The sequence below is a fragment of the Luteimonas cucumeris genome (assembly GCF_007830035.1).
Lineage (GTDB): Bacteria > Pseudomonadota > Gammaproteobacteria > Xanthomonadales > Xanthomonadaceae > Luteimonas_C > Luteimonas_C cucumeris.
The window spans coordinates 1-16,368 of record NZ_VLKN01000005.1 but is presented as its reverse complement, the minus strand read 5'-3'; the positions used below and the strand labels follow the sequence as shown (position 1 = coordinate 16,368).

11 protein-coding genes are annotated in these 16,368 nt (G+C 68.2%); 6 read left to right on the top strand and 5 right to left on the bottom strand.

Annotated elements, in window-relative coordinates; all coding sequences use genetic code 11:
- Window positions 1–66: 66 nt before the first annotated feature.
- Window positions 67–1,749, bottom strand: coding sequence for an ATP-dependent RNA helicase RhlB (gene rhlB, locus IP90_RS10945; RefSeq protein WP_144899691.1), 1,683 nt, complete (start codon window positions 1,747–1,749; stop codon window positions 67–69).
- Between the two features lie 166 nt (window positions 1,750–1,915).
- Here rhlB and trxA point away from each other — a divergent pair, with 166 nt between their 5' ends.
- From trxA to IP90_RS10920, 5 genes are all read left to right on the top strand, one after another.
- On the top strand, window positions 1,916–2,248 hold the full coding sequence (gene trxA, locus IP90_RS10940; protein ID WP_144899690.1) for a thioredoxin: 333 nt from the start codon (window positions 1,916–1,918) through the stop codon (window positions 2,246–2,248).
- Window positions 2,249–2,273: 25 nt separating this feature from the next.
- Window positions 2,274–2,609 (top strand): thioredoxin family protein, encoded by a 336-nt coding sequence (locus IP90_RS10935; protein WP_144899689.1) that lies wholly within the window; start codon window positions 2,274–2,276, stop codon window positions 2,607–2,609.
- 254 nt (window positions 2,610–2,863) lie between these two features.
- Entirely contained in the window at window positions 2,864–4,558 is a 1,695-nt protein-coding gene (gene rho / locus IP90_RS10930) for a transcription termination factor Rho (protein ID WP_144899688.1), read from the top strand.
- 288 nt (window positions 4,559–4,846) lie between these two features.
- Window positions 4,847–5,362 (top strand): GAF domain-containing protein, encoded by a 516-nt coding sequence (locus IP90_RS10925; RefSeq protein ID WP_158635328.1) that lies wholly within the window; start codon window positions 4,847–4,849, stop codon window positions 5,360–5,362.
- A 231-nt stretch (window positions 5,363–5,593) separates the two neighbouring features.
- Entirely contained in the window at window positions 5,594–7,429 is a 1,836-nt protein-coding gene (locus IP90_RS10920; RefSeq protein WP_144899686.1) for a monovalent cation:proton antiporter-2 (CPA2) family protein, read from the top strand.
- A 125-nt stretch (window positions 7,430–7,554) separates the two neighbouring features.
- Here IP90_RS10920 and IP90_RS10915 read toward each other — a convergent pair whose 3' ends face one another.
- The 4 genes from IP90_RS10915 to IP90_RS10900 form a co-directional block, all read right to left on the bottom strand.
- Window positions 7,555–10,821, bottom strand: coding sequence for an ankyrin repeat domain-containing protein (locus tag IP90_RS10915; protein WP_144899685.1), 3,267 nt, complete (start codon window positions 10,819–10,821; stop codon window positions 7,555–7,557).
- Window positions 10,814–11,071 (bottom strand): YcgL domain-containing protein, encoded by a 258-nt coding sequence (locus IP90_RS10910; RefSeq protein ID WP_144899684.1) that lies wholly within the window; start codon window positions 11,069–11,071, stop codon window positions 10,814–10,816. Before IP90_RS10910 ends, IP90_RS10915 begins: the two co-directional genes overlap by 8 nt.
- Window positions 11,072–11,227: 156 nt before the next feature.
- Window positions 11,228–12,241 carry a cytochrome d ubiquinol oxidase subunit II gene (gene cydB, locus IP90_RS10905; protein WP_144899683.1) on the bottom strand — a complete coding sequence of 338 codons (1,014 nt, stop codon included), beginning with the start codon at window positions 12,239–12,241 and terminating at the stop codon, window positions 11,228–11,230.
- Window positions 12,241–13,653 carry a cytochrome ubiquinol oxidase subunit I gene (locus tag IP90_RS10900; protein ID WP_144899682.1) on the bottom strand — a complete coding sequence of 471 codons (1,413 nt, stop codon included), beginning with the start codon at window positions 13,651–13,653 and terminating at the stop codon, window positions 12,241–12,243. Before IP90_RS10900 ends, cydB begins: the two co-directional genes overlap by 1 nt.
- A gap of 157 nt (window positions 13,654–13,810) precedes the next feature.
- On the opposite strand from IP90_RS10900, the gene IP90_RS10895 reads away from it, so the two are divergent.
- The gene (locus IP90_RS10895; protein WP_144899681.1) at window positions 13,811–16,180 is read left to right on the top strand and encodes a S9 family peptidase; all 2,370 of its coding nucleotides are present in this window, start codon (window positions 13,811–13,813) and stop codon (window positions 16,178–16,180) included.
- The last annotated feature ends 188 nt before the right edge of the window (window positions 16,181–16,368 follow it).

Here is a 16,368-nt window from a genome sequence, read left to right as displayed (position 1 = left end):
TAACAGCAGCGACCCGGGGCCTCTGCTCCTGCCCGTCACGAATCACCAATAACCAATCACGGGCTCCTAGTGCTGCGAGCGCGGTGCGCGCGTGACCAGCTTCTTCAGGCCGGAGCCGATCCGCGATAGCAGCGAGGGCGATTCCTGCGCGGGCTTGCCAGCCACGGACTTGTTGGCCGGCTTGAACTGCGGCTTCGTCGGCGCCTTGGCCGCCGGGGCGGCGACATTCTGCTGCGTGGCGGCTTCACCGCCTTCGATGCGGCGGCCGCCACGACGGCGGCGACGCTTGCGCGGCGCGCGCTCGTCCTCGCTCGCCTGCACGACGGTGGCGGCAACGGCCGTCGCTGCGACGGCGGCAACGACTGGCTTGGCGACGGGCACGCCGGTCTTGCGCGGCGGACGCGGGCCGCGTTCGCGGCGTGCATCGCCACCGCTGCGGCTGCCGCCGGCGCCCGTGCGACCACCGCCACGACGCTGCTCGTCGGCATCGCGCTGTTCGCGCGCTTCCTTGAAGATCGTGCCGATGCTTTCTTCCTCTTCGCCTTCGACCTTGGCGCGCGGCGTGCGCGGCAGCGCGACCATCAGGTCCGGCGTCACCGTCTGCACCGGGATCTTCTGCTCGATGTAGGCCTCGATGTCCGGCAGCGACATCGCATAGCGCTCGCAGGCGAAGCTGATCGCGTCGCCCTCGGCACCCAGCCGCGCGGTGCGGCCGATGCGGTGCACGTAGTCCTCGGCATCGAACGGCAGGTCGTAGTTGTAGACGTGGCTGACGCCGTCGATGTGCAGGCCGCGCGCGGCCACGTCGGTGGCGACCAGGATCTCGAGCTGGCCGGCCTGGAACTTCTTCAGCAGCGACTCGCGCTTCTTCTGCGGCACGTCGCCGCTGAGCACGCCGACGCGGTAGCCGGCGCGTTCCAGCGAGCGAGCGACGCGCTCGACGAACGCCTTGGTGTTGACGAACACCATCGTGCGCGCGCCTTCGCTGCGCGACAGCAGGCCCAGCAGCAGCGGCAGCTTCTCCTCGTCGGCCGGGAAGTACATCGCCTGGCGCACCTTGGAGTTGGTGATGTACTCGGACTCGACGATCAGCTTTTCCGGCTCGTTCATGTGCTCGTAGGCCAGCTCCAGCACACGATGGCTGAGCGTGGCCGAGAACAGCAGCGTCTGGCGCTCGGTGCGCACCGGCATCCGTCGCAGCAAAAACCGTATGTCCTTGATGAAACCGAGGTCGAACATGCGGTCGGCCTCGTCCAGCACGCAAATCTCGCAGGCGTGCAGCGACACGACCTTGTGCTGCTTGACGTAGTCGATCAGCCGGCCCGGCGTGGCGATGATCACGTCGACGCCTTCCTGCAGCAGCGCGCGCTGCTTGTCGTAGTCGACGCCGCCATAGACCAGCGCGAAACGCAGGCCCAGGTCGCTGCCGAACTTGACCGCGTCCTTGTGGATCTGGATCGCCAGTTCGCGGGTCGGCGCCAGGATCAGCGCACGCGGGTCTTCGGGCTTGCGTTCGGCCAGTGCCGGCCGCGTCAGCAGGCGGTTGATGACCGTGATCAGGAACGCCAGCGTCTTGCCGGTGCCGGTCTGCGCCTGTCCGGCGACATCGCGGCCGGGCAGCGCCACCGGCAAGGTCAATGCCTGGATCGGTGTGCAACGGGTGAAGCCCGCGGCTTCCAGGCCGGACAGCAGGGCGGGGTGCAGATCGAAGGAAGAAAAGGTGATATCGGTAAGTGGTTTGTCGGACATGCTCTGGGCGTCGGTGCGCGCGATTCGCGCTTGCGTGGGCGGCGTCGGCGTCGCAGACTGCCGGCTCGATTTGGGTGGCGCGGACGGGTCTTGAAACCGCCGCTGCAACGCCCCAGTTTACCGTACTCGGCGGGCCGTGACCGGCACGCCCCTGCAGGAGACATCCGTGAGCGACAAGGTCATCCACGCCGGCGACGCCGATTTCGACAGCACCGTGCTGCAGTCCTCCGAACCGGTGCTGGTCGATTTCTGGGCGCCCTGGTGCGCCCCGTGCAAGATGATCGGGCCGGTGGTCGACCAGTTGGCCGACGAGTACGACGGCCGCGCCAAGATGGTGAAAGTCGACGTGCAGGCGCATCCGAACCTGGGCATCCGCTTCAACGTACGCAGCATTCCGATGCTGCTGCTGTTCAAGGATGGCCAGGTGCAGGCCAGCCAGATGGGCGCGCCGGGCAACATCAAGGCGGTGCTGAACCAGATGATCGAGAAGGCGCTCTAGGCGTCCCGCAGGCCGGCAAGGCTCAATGAGCGACAAGGTCATCCACGCCGGTGACGCCGATTTCGACGCAGCCGTGCTGCAGTCCCCCAGCCCGGTGCTGGTCGATTTCTGGGCACCCTGGTGCCCCTCATGCAAGACGATTGTGGGCCCGCTGGTCGATCAGTTCGCCGAGCAGTACGACGGCCGCGCCAGGATGGTGAAGGTCGACGTGGAGGCGCATCCGAACCTGGGCATCCGCTTCAATGTACGCAGCCTGCCGATGCTGCTGCTGTTCAAGGACGGCCAGGTGCAGGCCACCCAATTCGGCGCACCCGGCAACATCAGGACCGTGCTGGGCCAGATGATCGACAAAGCGCTCTGATACCTGCCATGTGGCGCCGGGTTTTTGCCGTGCTGCCCGGCCGGCTCGGCAACCGGCAGTGGAAGCCGGTTCCGCTCCACGCAGCCCTGCACCATTCTCTGAACGGATTCGCGTCCACGGCGCTTGCCGCGGGGCGATGGCGGTGCTAGTTTCTGCTTCACCCGGCGTGATTTTCGGCGCCGCACCCCCTCTCGAACACTTCCAACACGTCCGCCCGCAGACCGCGTGCGCTCGCATCAGCGAGGAATTCCAGCTTGCCCAAGAACACACCCGACTCCGGCGAAACCGCCGTGAAGCGCGTACGCAAACCGCGTGCAACCCCCGCCGACCAGGCCGCCGACACGGCGCCGCCGGCCCCCTCCTCTCCACCCGCTTCCGCGCCTCCGGCGCCCGCAGCCTCCGCGCCTACGGCACCGGCTCCGTCCGCCGAATCTGCGCCCGCCGCACCCGTGGCCATGGCCAACCCCGGCCCGGCCGCCGAGGGCGGCGGCCCCGAAGGCGAAACGCGTGAACAGCGCGACCAGCGCTTCAACAACAACAACCGCCGCGACCGCTTCCGCAACCGCCGCGACCGCCAGCGCGATCGTTTCCGCGACGACGGCCTGCCGCAGGACAACCCGCAGGGCAACGGCGACAACAACTACCAGCCGCAGCCGAAACTGGCCAACATCCCGGAAGGCTTCCCGCAGTATTCGCTGAGCGATCTGAAGCGCATGCCGGCGCAGAAGCTGCTCGACATCGCCGAACAGCTCGGCATTTCCGAAGGCGTCGCCCGCGCCCGCAAGCAGGACGTGATCTTCGCGCTGCTGAAGGTGCTGACCCGCCACGGCGAAGGCGTCGCCGCCGACGGCGTGCTGGAAATCCTGCCGGATGGCTTCGGCTTCCTGCGCGCGGCCGAGGCCAGCTACCTGGCCGGCCCGGACGACACCTACATCTCGCCCAGCCAGATCCGCCGCTTCAACCTGCGTACCGGCGACCATCTCGGCGGCCGCATCCGCTTCCCGAAGGAAGGCGAGCGCTACTTCGCGCTGTCGATGGTCGACACCATCAACGGCGAACCGCTGGAAGCGTCCAAGAACAAGGTGCTGTTCGAGAACCTGACTGCGCTGTTCCCGCGCCGCCGCTTCGTGCTCGAGCGCGGCAACGGCTCCAGCGAGGACATCGCCGGCCGCGTGCTGGACCTGATGGCGCCGCAAGGCAAGGGCCAGCGCGCGCTGATCGTGTCGCCGCCGAAAGCCGGCAAGACCATGCTGATGCAGCAGGTCGCCACCGCGATCACCACGAACCATCCGGACGTGCACCTGATCGTGCTGCTGATCGACGAGCGCCCGGAAGAAGTCACCGACATGCAGCGCACCGTGCGCGGCGAGGTGATCAGTTCGACGTTCGACGAGCCGGCCGCGCGCCACGTGCAGGTCGCCGAGATGGTGATCGAGCGCGCCAAGCGCCTGGTCGAGCACAAGAAGGACGTGGTGATCCTGCTCGACTCGATCACCCGCCTGGCCCGCGCCTACAACAACGTCGTACCCAGCTCCGGCAAGGTGCTCAGCGGTGGCGTCGACGCCAACGCGCTGCACCGTCCGAAGCGCTTCTTCGGCGCCGCGCGCAACGTCGAGGAAGGCGGCTCGCTGACCATCATCGCCACCGCGCTGGTCGAGACCGGCTCGAAGATGGACGAGGTGATCTACGAGGAATTCAAGGGCACCGGCAACTCCGAAGTGCATCTCAACCGCCGCATCGCCGAGAAGCGCGTCTATCCCGCGATCGACATCAACCGCTCCGGCACCCGCCGCGAGGACCTGCTGATCGAGCCGGACCTGCTGCAGAAGATCTGGATCCTGCGCAAGCTGCTGCACCCGATGGACGAAACCGCGGCGATGGAGTTCCTGCTCGACAAGATGAAGAACACCAAGTCCAACGACGAGTTCTTCTCTTCGATGAAGCGCTGAACATCAGGCTTCCCTGCCAAGAAACGCCCCGCTGTGCGGGGCGTTTTGTCGTGCGTGCCTCTACTCGGCGTCCTTGGGATGGGATCTTGCCGTGATATCGAAATAGAGGTGCCAGAGGCTGCATCACGCTCCGTGCCTGCCTTCAGGACTTTCCGCCGGCCCCTCCCCTTTCAGGCAGCCTGGATGCCGGCACGATGGCGCGCAAAGCGCGGAGCTGCGCGCCCGGGAACGGCCTGCGCACGGCGATTGTTGTACTCTCAGGGCGACGTTCCATGGAAGGAGGAACGCGTGTCGCTTGCCGCTGCTGCATTCCTGGCCGACGCCCCGAATCGGCTGGCCGGCCTGTCGGTCGAACTGTTGCGGGTCGAGTCGCCGCAGGCGGTGGCCTGGGCGCTGTGCGATTTCTGCGGGCGCGAGCTGGAACTGGCCGACTGCGTCGTCTACCTGATGGACGCCGGCGGCGGCAGCCTCACGCAGCAGGCGGCGTGGGGACCGAAGCGCGCCGCCGACCACATCCTGGAATCGCGCATCCGGCTGGCGGTGGGCGTCGGTATCGTCGGGCGCTGTGCGAAGTTGCGCCTGCCGCAACGCACCGCCGACGCGCGCCTCGACGACCGCTACGTGACCGACGACCAGCCGAACCTGTCCGAACTGGCGGTGCCGATCCTCGCCGATGACGTGTTGTACGGCGTGCTGGACAGCGAACATCCGCAGGCGGATTACTACCGTCTCGCGCATGAGCACGCGATGCTGGCGATCGCCGAGCGCGGTGCGCTGCGACTGCGGCAATTCACCGGCGGCTGATGGGCTGAAAGCCGGGAATCGGGAATCGGGAATCGGGAATCGGGAATCGAAAAGCATGTCATGCCGAGCGCAGCGAGGGATCTGCTGCTTTTTCTCGCACTTCGACCAAAAGCAGATCCCTCGCTGCGCTCGGCATGACGGTCTGAGGCGAGGGATGCACGCTCTTCCGTTTCTCGATTCCGGGAAGCACGCCTAGCACCTTCAGCGGCATAATCGTCGACGGAGGTCGTCATGCACGGCAGTGGTCTGCAAATCGCACTGGTATTCCTGTTGGCCGCGGTGATCGCGGTGCCGCTGTTCAAGCGTTTCGGCTTGGGCGCGGTGCTTGGTTACCTGGCCGCCGGGGTGGTGCTGGGACCCGATGGCGTGCGCGTGATCCGCGACGCCGAGCCGGTGCTGGCCGCCAGCGAGATCGGCGTGGTGATGATGCTGTTCGTGATCGGGCTGGAACTGTCGCTGCCGCGCTTGAAGGTGATGCGCAAGTCGGTGTTCGGTGCCGGCGGATTGCAGGTGGCGGTGACCGGCATCGCGCTGGGCGCCATCGCCCTGCTCGATGGACTGAGCTGGCAGGCGGCGCTGGTGATCGGACTGGGCCTGGCGTTCTCCTCGACCGCGGTCACCCTGCAGCTGCTGGCCGAGCGCAAGACGCTGGGCAGCGAACATGGCCGGCTGGCATTCGCCATCCTGCTGTTCCAGGACCTGGCGGCGATCCCGCTGATCGCGGCGATCCCTTTGCTGGGCAAGGCCGCATCGACCACGCCGGAACCGATCTGGATCGCGACGCTCAAGGCGATCGTCGCGATCGCGGTGGTGATCATCGGCGGACGCTACCTGCTGCGGCAGCTTTTCCGCGTGGCCGCGCGCATCGACGTGCCGGAAATGCTGACCGCCAGCGCCTTGCTGGCGGTGCTGGGCGCGGCGTGGGTGATGCAGCTGGCCGACCTGAGCATGGGCCTGGGCGCGTTCCTGGCCGGCGTGCTGCTGGCGGATTCGGAATTCCGCCACGAGATCGAATCGCAGATCGAACCGTTCAAGGGCCTGCTGCTGGGCCTGTTCTTCATGGCGGTGGGCATGAGTATCGACCTGGACTGGGTCGCGATGGAACCAGTGCAGATCCTGCTGGGCGTGGTCGTGTTGATGGCGATCAAGTTCGCCGTGCTGTTCGCGGTTGGGCGGCATCCCGGCGGCATCGGTCGGGTGGAAGCGTTGCGCCTGGGCAGCGTGATGGCGCTGGGCGGCGAATTCGCGTTCGTGATCTTCACCGAAGCGGACAAGGTCGACCTGATCGATGCGGCCATGCACGACCGCCTGGTCGCCATCGTCGGCGTGTCGATGGCGCTGACGCCGCTGTTGATGATCGTCGTGGCGCGGTTGATCGGCCTGAATACATCGCCCAGGCCGCAGCGGGAATTCGATCCGCTGCCCGACGACGGCCATCCGCAGGTGATCATCGCCGGCTTCGGCCGTTTCGGACAGATCGTGGCGCGGCTGCTGATCGCGCAGCGCATTCCGTTCGTGGCGCTGGAGACCGATGCGCAGCACGTCGACTTCATGCGCCGCTTCGGCAACAAGATCTACTACGGCGACCCGGCGCGGCCGGAACTGCTGCGCGCCGCCGGTGCGCCACATGCGCGCATCTTCATCGACGCGATCGACGATCCCGAAGCGAACCTGCGCACCGCGCGCGTGGTGCGCCGGCTGTATCCGGACCTGAAGGTGTTCGCACGCGCGCACGACCGCCGCCACGCCTGGCAGCTGATGGACCTGGGCGTGGAGATCTTCCGCGAAACCTTCGCCTCGGGCCTGGAGATGGGCCGCGAAGTGCTGGTCTCGCTGGGCGTCCCGCGCGAAGTCGCCGAACACCGCACGCAGCGCTTCCGCGAGCACGACGAACACCTGCTCGCCAGCCAGCACCTGATCTACGACGACGAATCGGCGCTGCTGGAGACCGCCAAACAAGCGCGCACCGAGCTGGAACAGCTGTTCGAAGCCGACATCGAAGGCGATGCGATCAGCGTCGCCAGCGGCTTGGACTCCCGACGCAAGCGCAGCGACCAGGCCTTGTAGAGCGGAGCTCGCTCCACTGCTTTGCCGTTGTAGCGTGCGCTATGCGCACGATGGGGTGTTTTACGTGCGCACAGCGCACGCTACGGGGCGTCAAACGCAGCGGAGCAAACCAACGCGCGAATCGATCAGCGCGGCTCGCGCAGGAAGCGGGCCATCGACACGCCTGATTGCAGCGGCGCGAATTCCCCGGCGACGTCGACGAAACCACGCATCACCGCGATCTCGCGCGGCGTGCGGTTGAGCGCGTCGCGCAGGCCGGGATCGCTGCCGGCACGCAGCAGGCGCTGGGTCACGCGCAGCAAGCCATGCAGCGCGGCCAGGTGCAGCGGGCCGAAGCCGCGCGGATCCTGCGCGTCCAGCGACACGTCCTCGTCCAGCAGCCGGTCCAGTGCGACCAGCAGCGTGTCCTCGTCGCAGGCGGTGCCCGGCTCGGCGCGCGCGCCGAGCAGCAGCAGCAGCGGCGTGACGCCACCGGCGGCGGCGACATCGGCTTCGGCGCCTGCCAGCAGCACGGTGTCGATCAGCGCCAGCAGGCGCGGACGCTCGCGCGCGGTGAATCCATACAGCGCGGCGCAATGCAGCGGCATCAGGCCCTGCGCATCGCTGGCGTGGACATTGGCGCCGGTGGTGAGCAGGCGCGCGGTGAGATCGGGCAGTCCCAGCGCCGCGGCAAGCATCAGCACGGTGACATCGCCGGGCAGGCGCTGTTCGAGGTCGGCGCCGGCGGCGAGCAGGCCGTCGACGATTTCGGTCTGGCGCATGCTCACCGCCGCCGACAATGGCGTGGCACCACTGTGCGCAGCGCGACCAGGGTCGGCGCCACGCGCCAGCAGCAGGTCGACGGTGGCGCGATGGCCGCCGCCGGCCGCGCGCAACAGCGCGGTGCAGCCCTGGTTGTCGATCGCATCGACCGGCAGGCCGAGCTCGAGCAGGCGTCGCACCGCGTCGGCATCGCCGACGATCGCCGCCGCCGGCAGGTCGCCGGGCTGCAGCGCGCGATGCGGCAACGGCCAGCCGCGCCAGTCGAGCCAGTCGGCGAGGTCGCGACGACCGCCCGACAACGCCACGCCCAGCGGCGTCTGTCCGTCGGCGGCGCGCAGGTCAGGCGAGGCGCCGCGTGCGATCAGCTGCTTGAGCACGCTCTCGCGACCGAGTGCGGCGGCCAGGTGCAGCGGGGTCATGCCGTGCGCATCGCGCGCGTCGGGATCGACGCCATGCGCGATCAGCCGGTCGGCCAGGCGCAGCCAGCCGAGGCGTACCGCCAGCGTCAACGCCGGATCGCCCGACGGTGTCGCCGCAAACGGATCGGCGCCGCGTTCCAGAAGATCGAGCGCGCAGGTTTCGAGCGCGCGATCGGCCTGGTCGGTGGCATTGCAGCTGGCGACGAAACGTGCCAGCCCGCCGGCGCCGGCCGGCGATACCGCACGGCGCAGCAGCAGCTGCAGCACTGGCAACGCGGCGCGGCCGCGCGCGAGCGTGGCGAAGATCACGTTGTCGCCGTGGTGGTCGCGCGCTTCGGGATCGGCGCCGCGCGACAGCAGCCAGTCGATCGCCTGCGGCGGCAGTTCCACGTCGTGCAGCAGGCTGCCGAGCTCGGCGGCGCCGAGCAGTTTGGCCAACGCGTCGTTGCCATCGTCGCGGCCGGCGCGCAGCGCGTCGCCCAGCAGCGCCAGCGGCGCGCGATCCGGCGGTGCGCCGTCATCGTCGCTGCCGACATTGCTGGGCAACGGATACGCCGGGTCGAGCGCGGTGACGATCGCCCAGCGTCCGCACTCGGCGGCGCGGTCGATCGCGCGCTTGCCGTCGCGATCGGCGTGTTCCGGATCCACGCCCAGTTCGAGCAGGCGCCGCATCAGCTGCGGCGTGGCCTGGTCCGACGCGCTGGCGCAGAGCAGCGCATTGCGGCCGGCAGCGTCGATCGCGGCAAGATCCGGCTGCGCTTCGGCCAGGCGTTCGATCACCGCCAGCGAGCCACCCTGCGCGGCCTCCAGCAGCGGCGTGCTGCCAGCGGCATCGCGAGCCTGCGCATCGGCGCCAGCCGCCAGCAGCACCGCGACGATCTCGGCGTGTCCGGCGAGACTGGCCGCATGCAGCGCGCTGCGTCCGCGCGCGTCGCGCGCATCGACCTTGGCCTTGTACTTGAGCAGCAGCTGCACGCCGGCGGGGTCGTCCTCGTCGGTGGCCGCGGCCGACAGCAGCGCCGGCTGGCCCTGCGCCGGCTCGGCATGCGCGCCGCGTTCCAGCAGGAAGCGCGCCAGCCGCCAGTTGCCGGCCGCGCAGGCGATCGCCAGCGGCGACTGGCCCTCATGGTTCAGCGCGTCGATCTCGGCGGCGGCATCGCGCAGCAGCGCAGCCACGCCCGGATCGGTGCTGCGCGCGGCGTGATGCAGCGGCGTGTTGCCGTCGGCATCGGCGACGCGCGGATCGGCGCCGTTGGCGAGCAGGGTCATCACCGCTTCCGGACGCCCGTGCCAGCTGTCGCGGGTCGCGGCCAGCAGCGGCGTCATGCCGGCGTGCGCCTGGTTGACCTGCACGCCGTGGGCGATCAGGCCCCGCAGCAGCCGCAGGTCCGGCAGTACCGCCGCCAGCAGCGGCAACGTGCGCTGGTCACGATCGTCCGGCGACGGCGGCGCGTGCGGATCGGCGCCGGCCTCGAGCAGGGCCAGCGCGCGTTCGACGCGACCGGCGCGCGCGGCGGCATAGAGCGCGACATTGGGATCTTCCTCGGCATCCGGCAGCACGGCGTCTTCTTCGGCCGCGGCGAGATCCTCGACCACCGCCAGCGGTGGCGGCGGCGTGCGCTGCAACAGCCAGTGCAGCACCGGCAGGGCCAGTGCGTACATCGCTGCCACGACCCAGCGCGCCGACGGCGCCAGCAGGTCCGGCCACGCCAGCACGATGGCGAAGGCGAGCATCACCGCGACCAGGGTCGCCGCGCGCCAGCCGCTGGTGATGCCGATATGCACGTCGTCGAGCTGCTGCCAGCGCTGGCGAAGCTCGCCGCCCTTGCGTTCCAGCGCGCGCCACATCGGCCAGGTGCGCCACAGGCCCAGCCAGACCACGCCGGCGACCAGGCTCAGGCCGATCGCCGCGCCCAGGCTGCCGCTCTGCCGCAGGCCGGCCAACGGCCAGGCGATCAGCAGCGCCACCAGCACCAGGCCGGCGCCCCACAACAGCAGCAGCGTCACCGCGTCGCGCACGATCGCGCTGCGCCCGGGCGGGTCGAAAGCCGGTTGCGTGCGGCTGCCCTGCCACCAGGACAGCGCCAATGCCAGCGCCGGCTGCGCCAGCCATGCGCCCAGCGCGGCGATCGCACCGCCGAATCCGGTCAGCAGCGCCAGCCCCAGGCCGATCGCCAACGCTGCGGCCGGCGTGCGCCGGAATTCAGGCATCGGCGCCGCGCTCCGTTTCGATCGACGGCGGAAACTGGATATGGAAGCCGCGCGTGGCAAGGTTCTCGCGCACCACCGCGGCGTCGCCGCGTGCCAACCGGCGCTCCGGTGTCAGCGCCACCTCCAGCACGAACTGCAGCGATCCCAACTGGCTGCGCAATGGTTCGGGCAATCGGGTGAACGCGTCGCGCTCGGCGAGATAGACGTAGGTCTCGTCCTTGCGCTGACTTTTGTAGACGTAGGCGTGCATTGGCGTCGCGGCGGGGAAGCACGACGATTGTGTCGGAAAGGCCGGGAATAGGGAATCGAAAGGCCGAGAATTGGGAATGGGGAATGGGGAATCGGAAAAAGCAGAAAAGCCCTTGATTTGACGATTCCCGATTCCCGACTCCCGATTCCCGGCCGTTCAGTGATAGCCGGAATCCGCCGCGACCTTGCCCTTGAACACGCTGTACGACCAGTAGGTGTAGCCGAGGATCGCCGGCAGCAGCACGATCAGACCGACGAGCACGAAGCCCTGCGACGATGGCGGCGACGCCGCGTCCCAGATCGTCAGGTGCGGCGGCACGATGTTCGGCCAGATGCCGAGCACGAGTCCGACGAAGCCCAGCGCGAAGAAGGTCAGCGACAGCACGAACGGCGCCGCGTCGCGACCCTCGCGCATCACCGCGCGCCACAGCAGGAAGGCGTTGACCAGCGCCAGCAACGGTACCGGCGCCAGCCACCAGAAATTGCCGCCCTCGAACCAGCGCGCCATGATCCGCGAGTCCAGGAACGGCAGCCAGGCGCTGACCAGGCCCATGAACGCGACCACCACCAGCACCAGCGGCCGGGTCAGGCCGCGCGCGACCTGCTGCATGCGGCCGTCGGTCTTCAGGATCAGCCAGGTGCTGCCCAACAGCGCGTAGCCGAACAGCACCGCGATGCCGGTCAGCATCGAGAACGGACTGAACCAGCCGAACACGCCGGCCATGTACTTGCCGTCCTGCAGCGGCATGCCTTCGACCAGCGCGCCGAGGATCACGCCCTGGAAGAACGCGCAGAACATAGAACCCAGCGCGAACGCCGCGCCCCACGCCGGCTTGCTGCGCTGCGCCTTGAAGCGGAACTCGAAGGCCACGCCGCGGAACACCAGCGCGATCAGCATGAACAGCACCGGCAGGTACAGCGCCGACAGCACCACCGCATAGGCTTTCGGGAACGCCGCCAGCAGACCGGCGCCGCCGAGCACCAGCCAGGTCTCGTTGCCGTCCCAGATCGGCGCGGCGGTATTCATCATGTGGTCGAGCTGGTGCTCGTCCTCGGCGAACGGCGCCAGGATGCCGAGGCCGAGCACGAAGCCGTCGAGCAGCACGTACATCAGCACGCCGAAACCGATCACTCCGAACCACACCACCGGCAATACCGTTTGCAGGTCCATCACGTTGCCTCCTTGACGGTCTCGGGCGTGGCGTCGGCCGCCGACAGCGGTCGCGCCGGCGTCTTCTCGCCGCCATCGGTGTGCTGCGGCGGTTCGTGCGGCTGCGGCCCCTGCCGGAACAGCTTGAACAGGTACCAGATGCCGGCGCCGAACACGATCGCGTACGCCACCGCGTACACGATCAGCGAGGTCATCACGCTGGCGGCCGCCAGCGTCGGGCTGACCGCATCGGCGGTGCGCAGCAGGCCGTAGATCACGTACGGCTGGCGCCCGATCTCGACCACGTACCAGCCGGCCAGCAGCGCGATGAAACCGGAGAACGTCATCGCCCGCCAACCGTTCAAAACCCAGCGCGACTCGTACAGGCGGCCGCGCCACCACATCCATAGCGACGTCATCGCCAGCAGCAGCATCAGTACGCCCAGGCCGACCATGATCCGGAACGCATAGAACACCGGCGCGATCGGCGGCCGTTCGCTGACCGGCACGGCGGTGAGCGGCTGGATCTCGCCATCCAGCGAATGGGTGAGGATCACGCTACCGAGTTTTGGAATCGCGATTTCATAGTCGTTGCGCTCGGCCTGCTCGTTGGGCACCGCGAACAGCACGAACGGCACGCCCTCGCCGCGCGGGCCATGGCGCCAGTGCGCTTCCATCGCCGCGACCTTGGTCGGCTGGTGCTCGCGCACGTTCAGGCCATGCAGGTCGCCGACGAAGACCTGGGTCGGTACCGTGATCGCGGCGAACAGCACCGCCGCTTTCAACATGCGCTTGCCGGCCGCGACGTGCACGCCGCGGCGCAGGTAGGCCGCGCTGACGCCGCCGATCACGAAGCACGTAGTGATGAACGCGGCCAGCACCATGTGCGCCAGCCGGTACGGGAACGACGGATTGAAGACGATGTCCCACCAGCTGGCCGGCGAGAACACGCCATCGACCAGGGTGAAACCGACCGGCGTCTGCATCCAGCTGTTGGCCGAGATGATCCAGAACGTCGAGATCAGCGTACCCAGCGCGACCATGCAGGTGGCAAGGAAATGCAGCTTCTCGCTAACCCGGCCCCAGCCGAACAGCATCACGCCGAGGAAGGTCGCTTCCAGGAAGAACGCGGTCAGCACTTCGTAGCTGAGCAGCGGGCCGAGAATGTTGCCGGCCTGTTCGCTGAGCGTCGCCCAGTTGGTGCCGAACTGGAAGCTCATGACGATGCCGGACACCACGCCCATGCCGAACGACACGGCGAAGATCTTGGTCCAGAAGAAGAACAGATCGCGCCACAGCGTGTCGCGGGTGCGCAGCCAGCGCCATTCGACGAAGGCCAGCCAGCTCGCCAGACCTATCGTGAAGGCCGGAAACAGGATGTGGAAGGAAATGACGAAACCGAACTGGATCCGCGACAACAACAGTGCATCCACAGCGCACCTCCACGGCACGCGGGGAGCTGCCGCGACGCGTATTGTGCGCTGCGGCAACGGGCAGTGCAAAGCCGCGCATGACCCGTGGCCCATGTGCGGCGATGGCGGACTGCTAACCTGCGCGGACTTTTTTCTCCGCACGCGATGATCCGACGACATGCAGAAGCTGCTGCTGCCCGCCCTGTTGCTGTTGGCTGCGCCGCTCTGGGCGCAACCGGCCACGCCGCTGACGATGGACCGGATCATGGCCGACCCCGACTGGATCGGTCCGCCGGTCGAAGATGCCTGGTGGAGCTGGGACGGCCGGCACGCGCAGTACGAACTCAAGCGCGATGGCGGCAACATCCGCGACATCTACCAGCAGGGCATCGACGGCGGCAGCGCCGTTCGCATCGATGGCGCGGCGCGTGCCGACCTGGATGCCGGCGGCGCCGTCTACGACGCAGCGCGCACGCGCATGGCCTACATCCGCAATGACGACGTTTTCGTGCGCGACCTGCGCAGCGGCACGCTCACCCAGCTGACCCGCGGCAACGACAAGGAAGCACTGCCGCAGTGGAGCCGCGATGGCGGCCTGGTCTGGCGCGTCGACAACGACTGGTATCGATGGGACGCGCGCGATGGCGTGATCCAGGCGGCCGTGCTCAAGGCCGAGGACGATCCGGCCAAGCCACCGAAGGCCGACGACCTGCGCGAACGACAGCTGCGCTATCTCGAAACCCTTCGCAACGACCGCGACCGGCGCGAGGCCGTGCGCCGGCAGGACGACGAGCGCCGACGCGCCGATCCGACCCGCGCCGCGGCACCGGTGTATCTGGGCAAGGATGTCGTGATCCATGACAGCGCGCTGTCGCCGGACGGACGCTGGCTGCTGGTCGTCACCCACGCCAAGGACGGCGAAGCCGGCCAGGAAGGGCAGATGCCGAAGTACGTCACCGAATCCGGCTACGAGGAATTCGAGGAAGTGCGCACCCGCGTCGGTCGCAATCCACCGCTGCCGCACACGCTGTGGCTGGTGGAGATCGCGACGGGCCAGCCCAGCGAACTCAAGTTCGATGCCTTGCCCGGCATCGCGCGCGACCCGCTCGCCGCGATGCGCGCAGCGGCGAAACAAGAGCCGCTCAAGGGCAATCGCGATGTGCGCATCGAGACCGACAGCGATGGCGACGGTCCGGCGATCCACTGGGGCGACGACAGCCGCAATGTCGCGGTGCTGGTGCGCGCGGTCGACAACAAGGACCGCTGGATCGCGACCGTGGATCTGGCCAAGGCGACGCTGCAGGCGCGCCATCACCTGCACGACGACGCCTGGATCAACTGGACCTTCAACGATTTCGGCTGGCTCGGCGATGGCCGCACGCTGTGGTACCTGTCCGAACAGAGCGGCTGGTCGCACCTGTACGTCAGCGACGGTAGCGGCGGCCCGCGCGCGCTGACCCAGGGCCACTGGGAAGTGTCCGCGCCGGTACTGGCGGCCGACGGCCGTGGCTTCTACTTCCTATGCAATCGCCAGTGGCCCGGCGACTACGAAGTCTGCGCGGTCGATGCCGATGGCGGCGCCGTGCGCGAAGTGACCGCGCTCGATGGCGTGGAGAGCTTCGTGCTGTCGCCGGACGGCGGCAAGCTGCTGGTGCGCCATTCCGACAGCTACACGCCGCCGCAGCTGGCCGTGGTCGGCCGCGATGGCGACGGCGTGCGCCTGCTGACCGACACGCGCACGCCGGAGTTCAAGGCGATCGCCGACTGGGTGCAACCGGAATTCGTGCAGGTGCCGTCGACGCATGGCGCCGGCACGATCTGGGGCAAGTACTACGGGCCGAAACAGCTCGGGCCGGGCCGGAAGTATCCGGTGGTGATGTTCGTACATGGCGCCGGCTATCTGCAGAACGTCAGCGCGCGCTATCCGAACTATTTCCGCGAGCAGATGTTCCACAACCTGCTGGTGCAGCGCGGCTACGTCGTCATCGACCTGGACTACCGCGCCAGCGAAGGCTACGGCCGCGACTGGCGTACCGCGATCTACCGGCAGATGGGCCATCCGGAACTGGACGATTACCTCGACGGCCTCGACTGGATAGTCGCCAACAGGCAGGGCGACCGCGATCGCGCCGGCATCTATGGCGGCAGCTACGGCGGCTTCATGACCTTCATGGCGCTGTTCCGCAAGCCGGGCGTGTTCAAGGCCGGCGCCGCGCTGCGCCCGGTCGCCGACTGGTCGCAGTACAACCACGAATACACGTCCAACATCCTCAACACACCCGAGCTCGATCCCGAGGCCTACAGAAAGTCTTCGCCAATGGAGTACGCCGCCGGCCTGCAGGACCACCTGCTGATCGCGCACGGCATGATCGACGACAACGTGTTCTTCCGCGATTCGGTGGTGCTGACCCAGAAACTGATCGAACTGCGCAAGGACAAGTGGGAAATCGCCCCGTATCCGCTGGAACGCCACAGCTTCGTCCACCCGGACGCGTGGTACGACGAGTATCGGCGCATCTACGAACTGTTCGAGCGCACGTTGAAATGACCGGTTGCAACCCTTTTTGGGTTTGATCTTTGACACGCGGTCACGACTGGACACGACAGTCGGCGGACCCGTAGGGCGGCGGCCAGGGATGGCCGCCGTTTTCCGACCGAGCCAGGAGGGCGAGTCGGAAAATCTACGAGGGCTCCAAGCCGCTACGTGAGCCTTGATCGGGGAAGACCCTTTTCTTT